Genomic DNA, 17,103 nt, shown 5'->3' with positions numbered 1-17,103 from the left:
AACGCCCTTCCCCCCGGCTTGTCCGGGGGACCTCGTCCATCGGGTTGCAATATTGCGAAAGAACAGGCCCCCTCAGACGGGACAGCCTGGATCCCCCGGACAAGCCGGGGGATGACGGCCGGTGTTGTGGCGCCAGATTACATCCCGACCAGCCGGAGCATTCCCGACTAGAACGGGATCTCGTCGTCCAGGTCGGCGTTGGAGAAGTCTTCCTTGGGGCCTTCCATCGGGCGCGAACCGCCGCCCTGGCCACCCTGGCTGCCGAAGCTGTTGTCATAGCCGCCGCTGGACGAGCCCTGGAAGGAGCCACCGCCCTCGCCCTTGCCGTCGAGCATCTGCAGCTCGCCGCGGAAACGCTGCAGCACGACTTCGGTGGAGTATTTCTCCTGGCCGTTCTGGTCGGTCCACTTGCGGGTCTGCAGCTGGCCCTCGACGTAAACCTTCATACCCTTTTTCAGGTAGTTCTCGGCGACCTTGGCCAGCTGGTCGTTGAAGATCACGACACGGTGCCATTCGGTCTTCTCGCGGCGTTCGCCGGAATTCTTGTCACGCCACTGTTCGGACGTCGCGACCGACAGGTTCACCACCGGATCGCCATTATTCATGCGTCGGATTTCCGGGTCCCGGCCCAGATTGCCCACCAGGATTACCTTGTTGACGCTTCCCGCCATCGCCCTTGCTCCGTCTTGTCGCGGCCGCCCTTTACGGACAGCCCATTTGTTCACATTATGTTCCGCGGGTCAACGCCACCCACGAGTCGCGCCGATTTGAAAGGAGGGGCTGGCGAGAGTCCAGAGAGGTCGGAAGCAAAGACGCAGCCGATCGTGAAGCCGGCCACCACGAATGACCGAAAAAAAGGTTTTGAAGGCGAAAGCAGCAGTGCCGGGCCAGCGGCGCACCCGGGGAGGATTGGCCACCCCGGCCGAGGCGACGGCCTCGCTTTCAAACTGGAGACGATGGTATGGGATTTTTTCCGCTTATCATCGCCCTGGACATGAAAAAGACCCGGACCACCTGGCAATTGCGGATCCGGGTCCTGTTCATAGTCTAAGGACAGGGGGTGGGCCGAGAGGCTCATCCCCGCTCCAGAAATATAACACGCTTTCGGTGGATCGCAACGAGGCTACGAGACCGAACCCGAAGGCAAGCATCCACCCCTTGCCAGACCGCCCCTCCTGCCTACGTACTGTCAGGAGGCTGCCGCGCCGAACTGGACGCCGCCTCGCGCGTTCTCTAATTGTTCAACGCTTCTGACTTCTCCGGGGACTTCGCTGAATGGCGCTCGACAAAATCCGCGTGCAGGGCGCACGCGAGCACAATCTGAAGAATGTTTCCGTCGAGCTGCCGCGTGACAGCCTGATCGTGTTCACGGGCCTGTCGGGCTCGGGCAAATCCTCACTCGCCTTCGACACGATCTATGCCGAGGGCCAGCGGCGCTATGTGGAAAGCCTGTCGGCCTATGCGCGCCAATTCCTGGAGCTGATGGCCAAGCCGGACATGGACTCGATCGAGGGTCTCTCCCCGGCGATCTCCATCGAGCAGAAGACAACCTCGAAGAACCCGCGCTCCACCGTCGGCACGGTCACCGAGATTTACGACTATATGCGCCTGTTGTGGGCGCGCGTGGGCGTGCCCTATTCGCCCGCCACCGGCCTGCCCATCGAGAGCCAGACGGTGAGCCAGATGGTCGACCGGCTGATGGCGCTGGACGATGGCAGCCGCCTCTACCTGCTGGCGCCCGTCGTGCGCGGCCGCAAGGGCGAATACCGCAAGGAATTCGCCGAATGGCTGAAGGCCGGCTTCCAGCGCGTGAAAGTGGATGGCGAGTTCTACACGCTCGAGGAGGTCCCCGCGCTCGACAAGAAGTTCAAGCACGATATCGACGTCGTGGTGGACCGCGTGGTGATCAAGGAAGGCCTTGAAAGCCGCCTCGCCGACAGTCTGGAAACCGCGCTGCGCCTGGCCGACGGTATCGCCGTGGCCGAGTCGGCCGACCGTACCGACGAGAAGGGCAAGGCCGAGCGCATGATCTTCTCGGAGAAGTTCGCCTGCCCGGTCTCCGGCTTTACCATCGAGGAAATCGAGCCGCGCCTCTTCTCCTTCAACAATCCGGTCGGCGCCTGCCCCAGCTGCGACGGTCTCGGCCAGTCGCTGAAATTCGACGAGAACCTCGTCGTGCCCGACGGTGACAAACCGCTTTCCGACGGCGCCATCGCGCCCTGGAGCCGGGCCACCTCGAAACTCTACCAGCAGACCCTGCAGGCGCTGGCCGGGCATTTCGGCGGCGACATGTTCCAGCCCTGGCGCGACCTGCCGGAGGAATTCCGCAAGGTCGTGCTGTGGGGCACGAAGGAGAAGGTGACCTTCGTCTATGAGGACGGGCTGAGAAAATTCGAGACGCAGAAACCCTTCGAAGGCGTGATCCCCAACCTGCAGCGGCGCTGGCGCGAGACCGACTCGAGCTGGGTGCGCGAGGATCTGGCCCGTTTCCAGTCCTCCCAGCCCTGCGAGACCTGCGGCGGCCGGCGTCTGAAGCCGGAAGCGCTGAGCGTGAAGATCGACGGCCAGGACATTTCCGACGCCTCGAAGCTCTCGATCCGCACGGCCGAGGAATGGTTCTCCACCGTCTATGAAACCCTGTCGCCCAAGGACAAGCAGATCGCCGAGCGCATTCTCAAGGAGATCCGCGAACGGCTGAAATTCCTGGTCGATGTGGGTCTGGACTATCTCACCCTCGACCGGGCCTCGGGCACGCTGTCGGGCGGGGAAAGCCAGCGCATCCGCCTGGCCAGCCAGATCGGCTCGGGCCTGACCGGCGTGCTCTACGTGCTCGACGAGCCGTCCATCGGCCTGCACCAGCGCGACAATACCCGCCTGCTGGAAAGCCTGCAGGGGCTGCGCGATCTGGGCAATACGGTCATCGTCGTCGAGCATGACGAGGAAGCCATCCTCACGGCCGACTATGTCGTCGATCTGGGCCCTGCGGCCGGCGTGCATGGCGGCGAGATCGTCGCCGAGGGCACGCCCAAGGAAGTGATGGCCAATCCGAAAAGCCTGACCGGCCAGTATCTTGCCGGCACGCGCCGCATCGAGGTGCCGGAAAAGCGCCGCAAGGTGGACAAGAAGCGCACGGTGAAAGTCGTCGGCGCCACGGGCAATAACCTCAAGGGCGTCGATGCCGAATTCCCGCTCGGCGTGATGACCTGCGTCACCGGCGTGTCCGGCGGCGGCAAGTCCACCCTGACCATCGAGACCTTCTACAAGGCGGCGGCCCGCAAGCTGCAGAAGGCCCAGCAGGTCCCCGCACCGCACGACCGCGTCGAGGGCCTCGACCGGCTGGACAAGGTGATCGATATCGACCAGTCGCCGATCGGCCGTACGCCGCGCTCGAACCCGGCGACCTATACCGGCGCCTTCACCCCGATCCGCGAATGGTTCGCGCAATTGCCCGAAGCCAAGACCCGCGGCTACAAGCCCGGCCGTTTCTCCTTCAATGTGAAGGGCGGACGCTGCGAGGCCTGCCAGGGCGATGGCGTGGTGAAGATCGAGATGCACTTCCTGCCCGACGTCTTCGTCCCCTGCGATGTGTGCCACGGCAAGCGCTTCAACCGCGAGACGCTGGAAGTGCAGTTCAAGGGCAAGTCCATCGCCGACGTGCTGGACATGACGGTCGAGGAAGGCGCGGACTTCTTCAAGGCCGTGCCGGCCGTGCGCGACAAGATGGAAACCCTCAAACGCGTCGGCCTGGGCTATGTGAAGATCGGCCAGCCGGCCACCCAGCTCTCCGGCGGCGAGGCCCAGCGGGTCAAGCTTTCCAAGGAGCTCTCCAAGCGCGCTACCGGCAAGACGCTCTACATTCTCGACGAGCCCACCACGGGCCTGCATTTCGAGGATGTCCGCAAACTGCTCGAAGTGCTGCACGAGCTCGTCGATGCCGGCAATTCCGTCGTTGTGATCGAGCATAATCTCGACGTCATCAAGACCGCCGACTGGCTGCTCGATCTGGGCCCGGAAGGCGGCGATGGCGGCGGCGAGATTGTCGCCCAGGGCACGCCGGAAGACGTCGCCAGCGTCGAGGCCAGCTGGACCGGCCGCTACCTAGCCCCGATGCTGGAACGCGACAAGGAATTGCGGGCGAAGGCGGGCTGATCGCCCGCCCCGCCTCACTCCTTTGCGTCGCGGGCGCGTTTGCGGCCGGTGATCATGGCGCGGACCAGGTTTTCGGCATGAGCCAGGCTTGAGGCGATCACGCCGAGCACGTGCAGGGCGATGAGGCCGAGGGTGAAGTAGACGAAGAATTTGTGCAGGCTTTCCAGCAGATCGCCACCGCCTTCATGCTCGCCGTCCTCATGGCCCTCACCCTCGTGATCGTCGTCATCGTCTTCGCGATACGCCGTGGCGGCCGGTGCCGCATGGACGAGCGGCTGCATGCCGGCGCCGTCCGTTGTCTCCACCGCCGGCGCGATCAGACCGGCCAGGGGGCCGCGCCCCTCTTCGACCGCATAGAGCGACATGCCGGTCAGCGTCGTGCCCGCCAGGCTGGCGATCAGCGCCAGGATCATCAGGCCGCCGGCGGGATTGTGGCCGAGATGGCGGCGCGCCTTGCCGCTCGCCATGCCGCGCAGATAGGCGAAGGCTGCGCCCGGTCCGCGCACGAAATCGGCGAAACGCGCATGCCGGCTGCCCACCACACCCCAGACGATCCGCCAGGCAATGATTGCAGCGACCGTATAGCCGGCCCACACATGCACCGTCTGGGCATCGTCGCCGGCGATATAGGCGGTGAAGAAGGCCGCCACCAGCAGCCAGTGGCCGATCCGGACCAGCGGGTCCCAGACCCGAACCTGCCCGGTCGCGCTTCCCTCCGCGTCTGCGGCCTGCGCCCTTGTGTCATGCTTGTCCATTGCCGGTCTCCGCGTCTTAACTGGACACCGATGTCGCGCGCCGCACCCGCGGCCGCCATACGTCATCCGACAGACGGGCCCCGCCAGGCCTTGCCCAGCAGGAGTATTCACCATGCAAGAGGATCACGGCGCGAACCGCCGCACGCATGGCGCGGCCGCGCTCTTTGCCCTCATCGCCGTGCTGATTGCCGGCGATCTGGTGACCGATCGCGGCGAAGGCGCGAGCCTGCTGCACCTGGCTGTGGAATCGCTGGTGCTCATTGCCGCGGCGGCCGGCGCGGCGATCCTGTGGCGGCGGGTCGGCAAGGCGCGTCTGGATCTCGCTGCGGCGCAGGCCGAGGCCGACCGCTGGCGCGCGGAGAACCGTGCACTCGTGCGCGGCCTGGGCGACGCCATCCTGCAGCAGTTCGAGCGCTGGCACCTGACCGCGGCGGAGTGCGAGATCGGCCTGTTCCTGCTCAAGGGTCTGAGCCTGAAGGAGATCGCCACCCTGCGCGCCACCAGCGAGCGGACCGTGCGCGAACAGGCGCGTGCGCTCTATCGCAAGGCGGGCCTGGAGGGACGCCATGCCCTGTCGGCCTTCTTTCTGGAGGACCTGCTGCCGGCCGCCGGGGCCGAAGATACGGCCTGACGCCGCGCTGTGCCGGTACGCCTAGTTGACGATCAGCCAGACCGCCCACAGGGCGCTGGCCGAGGCGACGGCGCCCAGCACCAGGACGAGACCGTCGCGCACGGTCAGGCCAGCGGCCATGATGATGATGCCGAGGGCGGGTATGACCACGCCGCCCGGCACGATCGACGCGGCGAACATGGCCAGCGACATCACCACGCACAGCGCGGCGAACCCCATCGTCCAGGGCCAGTCGAACAGGATGTGAAAGCGCGGCTCGATCACCTGGTCGACCCGGCGCAGCCAGGGCCGCACCCAGTCGACGCCGCGCCGGAAGGCGTCGGCGGAGATCTCGAACCGCCGGACGCGCTGCGGCAGCCAGAGGCGGCGGGAGTTGGCGAGAAAGTGCAGCGAGATCAGCAGGGTCAGCCCGGACATCGCCCAGGTGACGCCCGGCAGCATGCCGATGACGGGCATGATCGAGACCAGGGTCGGCAGAAGGAGGAGCGGCCCGAAGGAGCGCTTCTCCAGCGCGTCGAGGATTTCGCCCAGCGTGATGGAGGTGCCGTCGGCGGTGGCGGCGAGTTCGTTGAACAGGGCTTCCAGCTTCTGCGGGCCGTCCGCATCATCGCCTGCCGTCCTGCCGGAAGGACCGGACTGTTCGGTGTCTGTCATTCAGGCTCGCCTTGCATCCTGCTGCCGGGCCGCACGCGGCGGCCGGGATCAGGATGCCGCGACGTCGCGCATACGCAAGAGCGCATCGTCAGCCACCGGCTCGCGCTCCTGCAGCGCATCCCAGCGGGCGATGTAGGCGGAATAGCCGAGCCCGAGGATGTGTGCCGTCAGAGCCAGGACGGCCAGCGCCATCCAGCGCAGCATGCCGGCCGCATCCGGCGATCGCCAGAGCGTGGCGACGGCCTCGAGATCCATATCGCTCATCAGCCGGAACTGCCCGGTCAGACCGCTGCCACTGAAAGGCATGAACTCGCCAATAACCAGCACGACGAGATAGCCGAGCAGCGCCGTCCAGAAAACGCCGCGCGTGACCGACCAGGCCTCCAGGCCCCAGATGCGCCGGTCGCGGATTGCCAGCGCCGGCATGGCCGCCACCCTGACGCCGGCCCAGACAAGGGCGATGAATACGGGCGCGATGGCGATCGCGTGAGGAAACACAATATCCGCAACGAGACTGTCCACCAGGGCAAGTGCAGCGACGGGCAGAATGGCGGGGAGTATCGCAAGGAGAAGGATCAGGGACTGGAGCAGAACGGTCAGCAACAGCCGCCCCTCATCATCTCCCAGCCGGAAGGGAAACAGGCCCGCCTCGCCCCTGACCAGGAAACGAAGCCAAGCCGCACTGATTGACAGCTGAAGTGCCAGCGCCGTCAGCCCCAGACCGAGGCCGGTCACGGCCTGGCCGACGCTGAGCCCCGTCCCCGCATCGCCCAGGCCCAACTGCCAGTAAGCGGTAAACCCGGCCCAGGCTGCCAGGGTGGCCAGCACCAGCGATACAGCAAACAGAACCGCCGCCGAGGCGGGCTTCCGGCTGATCAGCAAGGGGCCGTAGAAGGCTGCAGTGAAGGGGCGGAATTTCGGTGGGGTCACGCCGTCATCTCCGGACATCCTGAGCGAGAATGATTCCAGAAAACAATCTATCAGCGCAACCCCTCGACCGCTAGCCCTCGCGGGGCGAGGCGCCCATCGGGTGATTTCCGTCGAGCACTGTGCGGTCGTCGGCACTGCCCTCTTCGCCGACACGCTGGGCGTTGTAGGCCGCCACGCCGTGCCACATGCCTTCCCAGACGATCTGCATGAAATAGCTGAGCACGAAGCCCAGCCCGAGCATGCCGATCGTGACGGGATTGGCGAAGACGTTGGAGATCGCATCGATCACCTGCTGCGGGTCGGCCTTGGCGCCCGACGCCTCGAGCGTGACGAACTCCATCAGCACCGGGAAGAGCGCGCCGAGGAAGGCCAGCTGGATGAAGCCGCCGATGATGGAGGACAGGATCAGCACCATCACCGCCACCGCGATATAGGAGACCAGCATGTGCCAGAAGACACCGCGCGTCGCCGTCCAGCTCTCGAAGAAGCGGAAGCGCGACTGGTGCACGGTCATCGCCGGGGCGCAGGCCATGCGCACCGCGATCACCAGCACGGCGATCAGCAGCGCCAGCACGATGAGCGCGACAATCAGGCCGCCGGCCGCGCCGGTGAAAACATTCGCGTCCTGGCCGCCGGCTGCCACACCGGCCCCGACGACGGAGATCGCAAAGACCGTCACGAAGCCGAAATAGACCACCACGCCCAGGATCCAGTAGAGGATGTTCACGCCCAGCAGGCGGAACTCGTCACCGCCCAGGCGGAAGGGCAGGCCCGGCTTGATCTCGCCGCGGGTGAGAAAGCGCAGCCAGGCGGCCTGGCTCATCAGCGCCAGCGCGATCCCTGCCAGCGCGATAAACGGCATGAAGCCCATGATCGGCATCAGCATGCCGAAGACGCGCCGCACGGCCTCCTCGTCGCTGAGCTGTCCGGCCTCGTCGAGTATGATGAGCTGGGAGAGATTGTCCCAGACAGGCGCGAGCAGGGCCACGCCCGCCGCAGCGAGAAGGCCGACCAGCACGGTCTGGCAGATCATGATCCACAGCGCGCCGCCGGGATTTTCGCCGAAGCGCTTGAAGAAATGGAAGATGGCATTGCCGATATCGAATGATCGTACGGTCATGAAGGCCCCCTGCTGGCCGCTTCCCTGTCCGCTGCCATCATGACGGATCGCAGGGAACAGGCCAGAGGGAAAACGCCCGCCATTGTCCCGGAGGCAACCTGCTAAGCGGCCGGCGTACGCGTGCGCTTCTGGTAGAGATAGGCGTAGAGCCCTGACATGACCGGATAGTTGAGCCCGGCGAACAGGCCGAGCCACAGCCCGTACTCGCGCACCCGGGCCAGGCCCGGCGTGCCGGACAGGTCCGCCGCGATCAGTGCCGAGACATCGATCAGGCGATGGCCCAGCACGGTGCTGAGAATCTCGTACAGTGCCAGCTCACCCAGGGTCAGCGGCAGGCCGGCCAACAGCAATGCAGCAGCAATACGCCAGCCATTCCTGTCGCTCAGCGGCCAGGCCTTCATCACCTGGATCCGGCCGGTAGCGATCGTCGCCGGCAGGGCCAGCACGAGGCGCGCCGACAGCCAGGTCACGATGGCCAGGCCGGCGACACCGGCCGCGATGACAACAACCCAGTCCGATGTGCCCATGTATTGCGTCGCGCCGGCGACATCGAAGCCGGACGCTTCCGGATCGATCCCGGCGCGTTCGAGCGCGCCCATGGTCACCGTGCCGAAAAGCGTGCCCCAGAACAGGAAGACCAGAATGAAGACGATCACGACGAGGAAACCGGTCAGCAGATAGACCGCGAACAGGCGCAATTCCTCGCGTCCCAGCTGCAGGCCCAGCCAGCCGGTCATTTCGCCCCGCACGGCGAGGCGCAGCGACGCCGCCGACAGCGCCACGCTCGCCACGACAGTGGCCAGCGACAGCAGTGACGCCACGAGACCCAGCGCCGACGGCTCGTTGCCCGCAGCCGTCGTCGGCATCAGGGCGAGTTGCGCCGCATAGGCCGCTGTGTAGGGGATCGCCGCAATCAGGATCTTGCGCCAGTGCACCAGGAAGAAGGCATAGGCGGCAAACACGCTGCGCAGGACGGGGACGGGAGACGGGGACGGCATGGACAGCTCGAAAGACCAGGTTGGCAGGACGACCGATCTAGCGCAGTTCGGCGCAAAAGGGCACCGGTGCCGCAACGTCTTGTACAGCGCCGCCGCACACGGCCCGCTCGACGTGAAGTTGCCTTAACCTCTTCGCCCATTTTGACATTGACGCGTCATACCGGCCGGATAACCTCCGGACGGGGACCGCGATTTTCCGATCGATCCAGGGGGAATTTCCATGACAGACGAGCCCATGCCCGCCAGCGGCAGCAACGTGCCCGATGAGAACGGGCCCGCCGAACCGGCGACACCTGCCAGCGAACCGCCCCGCAGCGGCGGTGAACGCCTGGTCTTTGCCCAGAGCGGTACGGTGGGCGGCATCCTGCCGATCGCCCTCCTGAACGCGCTGCTGAACATCGTCACCCTGACCCTGTGGCGCTTCTGGGGCCGCACGCGGGTGCGGCGCTATCTCTGGTCGACCACCACGATCAACGGCACGCCGATGGAATATACCGGCTCGGGCTGGGAGCTGTTCCGCTCCTTCATCGTGGTGATGGTGCTCGTCTTCCTGCCCATTTACGGCGTGTTCTTCGCGGCCCAGCTTCTGTTGCCGCCGGAAACCGTGATGCTGGTCTTCGGCCTCGCCTACATCCCCATCCTGATCTTCTTTTCCTGGCTGCTCGGTCTCGCCGTCTGGATTGCACGCCGCTACCGGCTGAGCCGCACCACCTGGCGCGGCATCCGCTTCGGCCAGGCCGGCTCGGCCAACACCTATGCCTGGGCCTCGGTGGGCTATGGACTGCTGAGCGGGATCACGCTGGGCTGGTACGCCCCGGCTGCCGAGATGCGCCTCACCCGCCGTCTGTGGCGCGAGACCTTCTATGGCGACCGCCAGTTCCAGATCCTGCAGGAAGACGAGGGTCTGGCCGGACCGCTCTACCCCACCTTCGCGCTCGCCTGGATCGCCGGCGTCGCCGGCTATGTGGGCTTCATCTGGGCCTATATGTATGTGCTGTTCGGCGGCTTCGAGAATATCGGCGACACGCCGCCCATTCCCGACGCCGTGATGATCGCCAAGATCTACGGCCTGGCGCTGGTCTATGCCCTGTTCGTCGGCCTGGCGAGCCTGCCCTATGCCGCCGCGCTGCTTCGGCGCAAGGCGCAGATCCTGGGGCTGGAAGGCCTGACCTTCCGCCTCGATGCCAGATCGCTCAGCCTGGGCTGGATCTATGTCACCAACTTCCTGATCATCGCGCTCACCCTGGGCTTTGGCCTGCCCGTCGCCCAGCTGCGCCTGTGGCGCTATATCTTCAAACGCCTGGAAGCCGAGGGCGAGATCGACATCGAGGCCGTGCGCCAGAATGCCGATCGCGGTCCCAAGGCCGGCGAAGGACTGGCGGACGCATTCGATATCGGCAATGTCATCTAGTACGCACACACCCGGCCGGCCGTCCCTGGCCGGCACCTATGCCGACGGCGAGAGCGCCCGGCTTCACGCCGTGACGGTAACGCTCGACGCAGACATCCTCGCCCTCGACGGCGAGGGTGTCGCCGTGCGCTGGCAGGTGCCGAGACTGCATCGCCTGCCCGACCGGCCGGACGGCGCCGCCGTCATCAGCGAAAAGGGATCCGATGCCCGGCTGTGGATCGCTCCGGGCGACCGGGATGTGCTGCGCACCTGGTTCCCGCGGCTCTTCGCACCGGGCCGGACCCGGCGCGGCACGCTGATCCTGGGCTCGGCACTCACCGGCATCGCCGTCGCCAGCCTGGCCTTCCTGTTTGTCGGCCTGCCACTTCTGTCGCGCCCCCTCGCCCACACCGTGCCGCTGGATGTGGAACGCCGCATGGGCGAGCAGACCAACCAGATGGTCACCTGGTTCACCGATGAGTGTGAAACCGGCGAAGAAGCCCGGGCCGCGCTCGACAGCCTGGGATCGCGGCTCTACGCCGTGTCCGACTCGCCCTTCGAATTTCGCCTGCGCATCGTCGATGCCGGCTTCCCCAATGCCTTTGCCCTGCCCGGCGGGCGCATCCTGGTCACCGACGAGCTGATCGACGAGATGGAAAGCCCGGACGAGCTGGCCGGTGTGCTGGCCCACGAGGCCGCCCATGTCGCCCAGCGCCACGTCATGGCGGCACAGCTTCGCGAGATGGGCTTCGGCGTGCTGCTGGAACTGCTGATCGGCGGCGGCTCCGGCGCCGGCCAGGAAATCGCCCGCACCGGCGCCACGCTGGAAAGCCTGCGCCACACGCGCGGCGCGGAAAGCGAAGCCGACGATTATGCACTGCAATACCTCGTCGCCGCCGACATGAACCCGCACGGCCTCGCCGATTTCTTCGAGCGCATGCAGACCGTGCTGGAAGGCGAAGCGGAGGCTGAAGCTGAGGATGCCGGAGCCGACGCCGATCTGCCGGCCGAGGACGCGTCAGAGCCTTCCGCCGAAACGGGTGACGCCCGCAATGATCGCTGGCTGAGCAGCGTGCTGCGCACCCATCCCGACACCCGCGCCCGCGCCGAACGGGCCCGCGCCGCCGCCGAGCAGATCGGCTGGTCCGGCGAGCCGGCGCTTGACGAAGCCGAATGGGCCGCCCTCCAGGCCGTCTGCTCCGACGGCCCCATCCCCGGCAACACCCCCTTGGAACGCGTCCGCGACCGGATCGGCGACGTGCTCAAACCGGAGAAGGATGGCGAGGATGCGGGGGAGTGATGCGGTGGTGGCTTCGGTTCGGGCCGATCAGCGCAGCATGAAGGTGAAGCTGACAATCACACCGTCCCACCGCGTTCAACGCACCAGCCGGAACTGGAAATGCGTTGTGTGCCCCTCGCTTCGAACCGGCTGCCCATCCTCGATTGCCGGCTCGTAGCGCCACTGCGCGATTGCTTCCAGGGCGGCCTCGTCGAACACACCCGCGGGAAAGCCCGAGAGGATCTCGACATTGTCGACCCGCCCGGCTTCATCCACGTCGAACGACATGAAAACCATGCCCTGGACAAAGGCCCTGGCGGCGCCCGCCGGATAACGCGGGAACGCGTCTGCCACCACTTCCAGATCCAGAGTTGCAGGATCTGCAAACTGCAGCAATTCAACCCGTTCGACATAGTGAGCCTGGAAGAGAGGGTCTGCGTCCAGGCGGGCCCGGACTGCCGGGTCCAGCTCATCGAAACCGCCGCCCATCTCTCTCGCAGACAGGACCAGCCTCTCCATGCCGCCGATGCCTGAGAACATGAGTTCGGCCATCCGGGCGTGATAACCGCCCTCCACCGGATCGCGTACCTGAACCCCGCTCCCGGGGACCTCCCGGAACAGGGTATTCGAGACCGCGGCAAGCAAATGGGCCATCGCATAGTCGGGACCGGGCTGCCGGTCCTGTTCTGCGAAAACAGTAAGCGCATGTGCCGTGTAAGCGTCCGCTTCGCCCCAGTCGCCGGCGGCGGCGGCGAGCCGCGCCGACAACACGTGAAGCTCTCCCCGGAAGCCGAGGGCAGTGACATCTTCGGGCCCGGCATCCTGCAGGGCATCCTGAGCGCGCCCGGCATGGCGTCTGGCCTCGCGGCCACGCCCGGACTGATAAGCGGCCCGCGCCGTGTTGAATTCGCGCCAGGCCTGGTCGGCCGGCGCAATGCCGGCCCGTTCGCCCAGCCGCGCCGCATCCCGCCAGATTTCATAAGCCCGTTCGAAATTACCCAGCGCCGCTGCCGCAGCTCCGAAATTTTCCGCCAGCAGGCCCAGCGTCTCGCGATCGATACGCTCCGCTTCGCCTGCCTCGAACGCCCGCCGTGCCGCATCATAGGCCGCAGCGCCGTCACCGGCCTCGACCGCGCGCTCGTATTCGACATAGGGCCCTGTCACAGACGATGGCAGGTCCTGCGCGCTTGCCGTCGCGGCGAGAACAAGCGCTGCTGCAGTCGCGATAGAGTATAGATAACCAGTTGACTTCATTACTCTACCTTTCCTTCGACAGGAATGCTGCGACAGCCTTTAGGCGAACCGGCTAGCTCAACATGAAGGTGAAGCAGACGGACACGCCCTCTCGGCGGACCGGCACCCCCTCTTGTGTCGCGGGCGTGTAGGTCCAGTCTTCCATGGCACTCAGAACTGCCTCGTCAAAAAGCCCGCCCGGAATGGAGGCCCGGATCTGCGGATCCGCGACGCGACCGTTTTCATCGACTGCGAACTCGACGATGACGACGCCTTCCATCCCGTCTTCCTCGGCGCTCCTGGGATAACGCGGTTCGGCCCGCTCGATCGGCTCTGCGTCAACCCGGCCTGGCGGCAGATCCGGTTCTTCATCGTCAACTTCAGGCATGTATCGCGACTGATGAAGCGGATCCCGCTCAAGATGGTCGTCGACCTGCGATGCGCGATGCCCCGCACGGCCAGCCGCCAGAGCGCGAAGCGCGCTTGCATTGTAGACAAGCGTTTCAAGCTCCTCGGTGTCGGTGTCCTGGTCTCGCGCAATATCTCTCGCCATGTGGAAATGATAGGCCGCCTCGACATTGTCGCTGCGGACCAGCCTGGAAATGCCGGCAATGTAGTGCGCATTGGCCAATGTCGCGTCCGGAACTTCACCGCTCGCGACTCGCAGCGCAATCAGCGCCTGTGCCGGTTCAAGGGCCCGGCGGGCCTGCCCCGTGCTCAGCGCCATGCGCGCATTGAGCGCATAGGCCTCTTCGGCGAACAGCAGAGCGTCTCCCTCTATCCGCTCGAGATCTGCCAGCGCCTCGACAGTTTCGCGCGAACACCGGTGCGCGTCGCGCGTATCCTCGGCCAGAAACGCATTGACGGCCGCGTTGTGCCAGCGCCAGGCCCGTTCTGTCGGGGACAGCCGCGCACGATCGCCCAGCCGCGCGGCCTCGCGCCAGGCATCGCGCGCCTGTTCGAAATCCCTGTTGGCAGCCGCCATCGAGCCGAAGTTTTCCGCCAGCAGCCCCAGAGTCTCGCGATCAATTCGTTCCGCTTGGCCCGCCTCGAACGCCCGCCGGGCCGCGTCATAGGCCGCAGCCCCGTCGCCTGCCTCAACCGCGCGCTCGTATTCAACGTAAGGCCCGGTCACCGAGGCCGGCAGATCCTGTGCATCTGCCGTCGCCGCGAACACCAGCGCGGCCGCGGCCGACAGAAACGTCCGAGAGCGCCTCTCACTCTCATTCCAGCCCGCAAAAACCGCCATCGAACTCCCCTTCTTTCAACGTGTCCTATCAGCCCAGCCAGAATGAGAACGACACCACGTAATTCTCTCTGCGCACCGGCTCGCCGTCCTGCATGGCCGGCTCAAAGCGCCAGTCGTCCAGCACGCGTAGAGCCGCGTCGCCAAATGCACCGGCCGGCAGATCTTCGATCACACGCGGATCGACGATATTTCCATTCTCGTCGATATCGAATGCGACGGCCGAAAATCCCCGCTGTCCGCGCTCCACGGCACGCACAGGGTAGCGCGGTTCGTGCCGCTCAAGTACTGACGCATCGGTAAAACCGGGCGGCTGCTGAGGCTCTGACGGGTTGCCCTGCCCAGCGTACCGCGCAAGGTAATACGGGTCCGACCCGATGCGTTCGATCGCAGCCTCCCGTTGGTTCTCCGAGCTGAACCACCCATTTTGGCCCAATGCACTCATCATCCAGTCGCGTCGCTCGCCATCCGGTATTTCCGACAGCATGAATTGCGCCATCATATGGTGGTAAACCGCTTCAACCGGCTCACGCGCCACCTGCCTCGACAGGCCGGCGATATAATGAGCGAGTGCAAAATCCGCATCCGGCATTCGCCGGCCTTCGTAAAACGCCTGCAGCGCAATGTCTGCCTTCTCCCGGGCCTCCTCCCACCGGCCCCTTTCCGCGGACAACCGGGCGGCCAGGGCGGCCACCCCCCCGAAAAAGACGGGAGACGCTCCGTCGGCCTCGCGGGCTCGCTCCAGATTGCGGAGCGCGTTGTAAGCGAACCTTGCCGCGTCCCGTATCTGCCCCCCATGATAAGCTGCCTGGGCCGCATTGAATTCTCGCCAGGCCTGATCGACCGGGGCAATTCCGGCCTGATCGCCCAGCCTCGCTGCCTGCCTCCAAATCTGGAACGCCCGCTCGAAATCGTCCTGCTCTGCGGCCGACTCCCCATAGTTTTCCGCCAGCAGGCCCAGCGTCTCGCGATCGATGCCTTCCGTCTCGCCGGCCTCGAGGGCCCGGCGCGCCGCGTCCAGCGCAGCGGCTCCGTCACCGTCCTCCAGCGCACGCTGATACTCCAGATAAGGCGTGGTGACCGTGGACGGCAGGTCCTGTGCACTCGCACCTTCGGCGACCGACCACAGACAGGCAGCGGCCGCCAGCACCGCAAGTTTCAATTGCATCGCGTATCCCTTCGCTTCTGACGAGTTAGGCGCGAGACGAGGGCGACGTCAACCGCCCAGCTACCCCGCCCCATTGACTTCGTGCGATGTGCACTCGATATGCCGCGCATGACCGATCAAGCGATGAAACCCGTACACGTCGTCGGCGGCGGCATGGCCGGCTCCGAAGCCACCTGGCAGCTCGTCCGCCAGGGCGTCCCCGTCATCCTGCACGAAATGCGCGGCGTGAAGGAAACCGACGCCCACAAGACCGACGGGCTGGCCGAACTGGTCTGTTCCAACTCCTTCCGCTCGGACGATCACCGCACCAATGCGGTCGGTCTGCTGCACGAGGAGATGCGGCGTCTCGGCTCGATCATCATGGAAGAGGGCGACAATAACCGCCTGCCCGCCGGCGGTGCACTGGCGGTCGATCGCGATGCCTTCTCCCAGGCCGTTACCAAACGCCTGAGCGAGCATCCGCTCGTCACCATCGAGCGCGGCGAGATTGCCGGCCTGCCGCCGGAAGACTGGGACAGTGTGATCATCGCCACCGGCCCCCTCACCTCGGACAGCCTGTCCAAGGCGATCCTGGACGAGACCGGCGAAGGCGAGCTCGCCTTCTTCGACGCCATCGCCCCGGTGATCCACCGCGAGAGCATCAGCCTGGAGAAGGCCTGGTTCCAGTCGCGCTACGACAAGGGCGAGACGGAAGCGGAGAAGAAAGCCTATCTCAACTGCCCGATGGACAAGGAGCAGTACGAGGCCTTCATCGACGCGCTGCTGGCCGCGCCGAAGACCGAGTTCAAGGAATGGGAAGCCGACACGCCCTATTTCGACGGCTGCCTGCCGATCGAGGTGATGGCCGAACGCGGCCGCGAGACGCTGCGCCACGGGCCGATGAAACCGGTCGGGCTGACCAATCCGCACAATCCCACCGTGAAGCCCTGGGCCATCGTCCAGCTGCGCCAGGACAACGCCCTGGGCACGCTGTTCAACATGGTCGGCTTCCAGACCAAGATGAAATACGGCGCCCAGACCGACATCTTCCGCATGATCCCCGGTCTGGAAGAGGCCCAGTTCGCGCGCCTCGGCGGTATCCACCGCAACACTTTCCTGAACTCGCCGAAACTGCTCGACAGCCAGCTGCGTCTGAAGTCACAGCCGCGCCTGCGCTTCGCCGGCCAGCTGATCGGGGTGGAAGGGTATGTGGAGAGTGCCGCTATGGGGCTGCTGGCGGGGCGTTATGCTGCCGCTATGCGACACGGACGTCAGCTCGATGCACCGCCTGCGACCACCGCGCTGGGCGCGCTCATCGCGCATGTCACCGGCGGCCACCTGGACGGCGGAAAGGGCTCCTTCCAACCGATGAATGTCAATTTCGGCCTCTTCCCGCCGATCGCCCAGCCGACCCACGACGCCGACGGAAACCGCATCAAGGGCAAGGCCAAGACCCCCGCCCGCAAGATGGCCCTCAGCGCCCGCGCCCTGGACGATCTCGCCGGCTGGATCCGCGACAGCGAAGCGGGATAATGGCACATCGGTAAGTTGTGTTCACCAGCGAGCCGCTT

The 17,103-nt window shown here is 65.8% G+C and carries 14 protein-coding genes; 5 read left to right on the top strand and 9 right to left on the bottom strand.

The annotated features are described in order from the left end of the window. Positions 1 to 167: 167 nt before the first annotated feature. The gene (gene ssb / locus ABJO18_RS07505) at positions 168 to 671 is read right to left on the bottom strand and encodes a single-stranded DNA-binding protein (RefSeq protein WP_348506971.1); all 504 of its coding nucleotides are present in this window, start codon (positions 669 to 671) and stop codon (positions 168 to 170) included. A 604-nt stretch (positions 672 to 1,275) separates the two neighbouring features. Between ssb and uvrA the strand changes: the two genes are divergently transcribed. Continuing rightward, the gene (uvrA, locus tag ABJO18_RS07500; protein ID WP_348506970.1) at positions 1,276 to 4,149 is read left to right on the top strand and encodes an excinuclease ABC subunit UvrA; all 2,874 of its coding nucleotides are present in this window, start codon (positions 1,276 to 1,278) and stop codon (positions 4,147 to 4,149) included. Positions 4,150 to 4,163: 14 nt separating this feature from the next. Here the strand turns inward: uvrA and ABJO18_RS07495 are convergent, their stop codons facing one another. Next, entirely contained in the window at positions 4,164 to 4,904 is a 741-nt protein-coding gene (locus ABJO18_RS07495) for a cytochrome b/b6 domain-containing protein (RefSeq protein WP_348506969.1), read from the bottom strand. A 112-nt stretch (positions 4,905 to 5,016) separates the two neighbouring features. Here ABJO18_RS07495 and ABJO18_RS07490 point away from each other — a divergent pair, with 112 nt between their 5' ends. Beyond that, positions 5,017 to 5,535: a LuxR family transcriptional regulator gene (locus tag ABJO18_RS07490; RefSeq protein ID WP_348506968.1), complete on the top strand. Its 519-nt coding sequence runs from the start codon at positions 5,017 to 5,019 to the stop codon at positions 5,533 to 5,535. 21 nt (positions 5,536 to 5,556) lie between these two features. Here the strand turns inward: ABJO18_RS07490 and ABJO18_RS07485 are convergent, their stop codons facing one another. From ABJO18_RS07485 to ABJO18_RS07470, 4 genes are all read right to left on the bottom strand, one after another. Next, positions 5,557 to 6,189 carry an exopolysaccharide biosynthesis protein gene (locus tag ABJO18_RS07485; protein WP_348506967.1) on the bottom strand — a complete coding sequence of 211 codons (633 nt, stop codon included), beginning with the start codon at positions 6,187 to 6,189 and terminating at the stop codon, positions 5,557 to 5,559. A gap of 48 nt (positions 6,190 to 6,237) precedes the next feature. Further along, positions 6,238 to 7,119: a hypothetical protein gene (locus tag ABJO18_RS07480; RefSeq protein WP_348506966.1), complete on the bottom strand. Its 882-nt coding sequence runs from the start codon at positions 7,117 to 7,119 to the stop codon at positions 6,238 to 6,240. A gap of 70 nt (positions 7,120 to 7,189) precedes the next feature. Beyond that, positions 7,190 to 8,239 (bottom strand): hypothetical protein, encoded by a 1,050-nt coding sequence (locus tag ABJO18_RS07475; RefSeq protein ID WP_348506965.1) that lies wholly within the window; start codon positions 8,237 to 8,239, stop codon positions 7,190 to 7,192. Positions 8,240 to 8,340: 101 nt separating this feature from the next. Beyond that, positions 8,341 to 9,237, bottom strand: a complete 897-nt coding sequence (locus ABJO18_RS07470) for a hypothetical protein (RefSeq protein WP_348506964.1) — start codon at positions 9,235 to 9,237, stop codon at positions 8,341 to 8,343. Between the two features lie 220 nt (positions 9,238 to 9,457). Here ABJO18_RS07470 and ABJO18_RS07465 point away from each other — a divergent pair, with 220 nt between their 5' ends. After that, positions 9,458 to 10,648 carry a YjgN family protein gene (locus ABJO18_RS07465; protein ID WP_348506963.1) on the top strand — a complete coding sequence of 397 codons (1,191 nt, stop codon included), beginning with the start codon at positions 9,458 to 9,460 and terminating at the stop codon, positions 10,646 to 10,648. Further along, positions 10,638 to 11,927: a M48 family metallopeptidase gene (locus ABJO18_RS07460; protein ID WP_348506962.1), complete on the top strand. Its 1,290-nt coding sequence runs from the start codon at positions 10,638 to 10,640 to the stop codon at positions 11,925 to 11,927. The genes ABJO18_RS07465 and ABJO18_RS07460 overlap by 11 nt, the downstream gene beginning before the upstream one ends. A gap of 75 nt (positions 11,928 to 12,002) precedes the next feature. Here ABJO18_RS07460 and ABJO18_RS07455 read toward each other — a convergent pair whose 3' ends face one another. The 3 genes from ABJO18_RS07455 to ABJO18_RS07445 are packed head-to-tail and all read right to left on the bottom strand — an operon-like array spanning position 12,003 to position 15,553. After that, entirely contained in the window at positions 12,003 to 13,160 is a 1,158-nt protein-coding gene (locus tag ABJO18_RS07455) for an energy transducer TonB (RefSeq protein ID WP_348506961.1), read from the bottom strand. A 52-nt stretch (positions 13,161 to 13,212) separates the two neighbouring features. Then, the gene (locus tag ABJO18_RS07450; protein ID WP_348506960.1) at positions 13,213 to 14,388 is read right to left on the bottom strand and encodes an energy transducer TonB; all 1,176 of its coding nucleotides are present in this window, start codon (positions 14,386 to 14,388) and stop codon (positions 13,213 to 13,215) included. Positions 14,389 to 14,416: 28 nt separating this feature from the next. Then, positions 14,417 to 15,553 (bottom strand): energy transducer TonB, encoded by a 1,137-nt coding sequence (locus ABJO18_RS07445; protein ID WP_348506959.1) that lies wholly within the window; start codon positions 15,551 to 15,553, stop codon positions 14,417 to 14,419. 99 nt (positions 15,554 to 15,652) lie between these two features. Between ABJO18_RS07445 and trmFO the strand changes: the two genes are divergently transcribed. Continuing rightward, entirely contained in the window at positions 15,653 to 17,065 is a 1,413-nt protein-coding gene (gene trmFO, locus ABJO18_RS07440; RefSeq protein WP_348506958.1) for a methylenetetrahydrofolate--tRNA-(uracil(54)-C(5))-methyltransferase (FADH(2)-oxidizing) TrmFO, read from the top strand. The last annotated feature ends 38 nt before the right edge of the window (positions 17,066 to 17,103 follow it).

It is taken from the genome of Maricaulis sp. (assembly GCF_039978735.1).
GTDB lineage: Bacteria > Pseudomonadota > Alphaproteobacteria > Caulobacterales > Maricaulaceae > Maricaulis.
Note: the sequence above shows the minus strand (reverse complement) of the source record. Positions and strands in the feature narration are given on the sequence as shown.

Bases quoted from the DNA above. Each gene is read 5' to 3' on its own strand.
- ABJO18_RS07495 (WP_348506969.1), bottom strand. From the start codon at position 4,904: ATGGACAAGCATGACACAAGGGCGCAGGCCGCAGACGCGGAGGGAAGC.
- ABJO18_RS07460 (WP_348506962.1), top strand. From the start codon at position 10,638: ATGTCATCTAGTACGCACACACCCGGCCGGCCGTCCCTGGCCGGCACC.
- ABJO18_RS07455 (WP_348506961.1), bottom strand. From the start codon at position 13,160: ATGAAGTCAACTGGTTATCTATACTCTATCGCGACTGCAGCAGCGCTT.
- ABJO18_RS07485 (WP_348506967.1), bottom strand. From the start codon at position 6,189: ATGACAGACACCGAACAGTCCGGTCCTTCCGGCAGGACGGCAGGCGAT.
- ABJO18_RS07475 (WP_348506965.1), bottom strand. From the start codon at position 8,239: ATGACCGTACGATCATTCGATATCGGCAATGCCATCTTCCATTTCTTC.
- uvrA (WP_348506970.1), top strand. From the start codon at position 1,276: ATGGCGCTCGACAAAATCCGCGTGCAGGGCGCACGCGAGCACAATCTG.
- ABJO18_RS07445 (WP_348506959.1), bottom strand. From the start codon at position 15,553: ATGCAATTGAAACTTGCGGTGCTGGCGGCCGCTGCCTGTCTGTGGTCG.
- ssb (WP_348506971.1), bottom strand. From the start codon at position 671: ATGGCGGGAAGCGTCAACAAGGTAATCCTGGTGGGCAATCTGGGCCGG.
- ABJO18_RS07470 (WP_348506964.1), bottom strand. From the start codon at position 9,237: ATGCCGTCCCCGTCTCCCGTCCCCGTCCTGCGCAGCGTGTTTGCCGCC.
- ABJO18_RS07490 (WP_348506968.1), top strand. From the start codon at position 5,017: ATGCAAGAGGATCACGGCGCGAACCGCCGCACGCATGGCGCGGCCGCG.
- ABJO18_RS07465 (WP_348506963.1), top strand. From the start codon at position 9,458: ATGACAGACGAGCCCATGCCCGCCAGCGGCAGCAACGTGCCCGATGAG.
- trmFO (WP_348506958.1), top strand. From the start codon at position 15,653: ATGCCGCGCATGACCGATCAAGCGATGAAACCCGTACACGTCGTCGGC.
- ABJO18_RS07450 (WP_348506960.1), bottom strand. From the start codon at position 14,388: ATGGCGGTTTTTGCGGGCTGGAATGAGAGTGAGAGGCGCTCTCGGACG.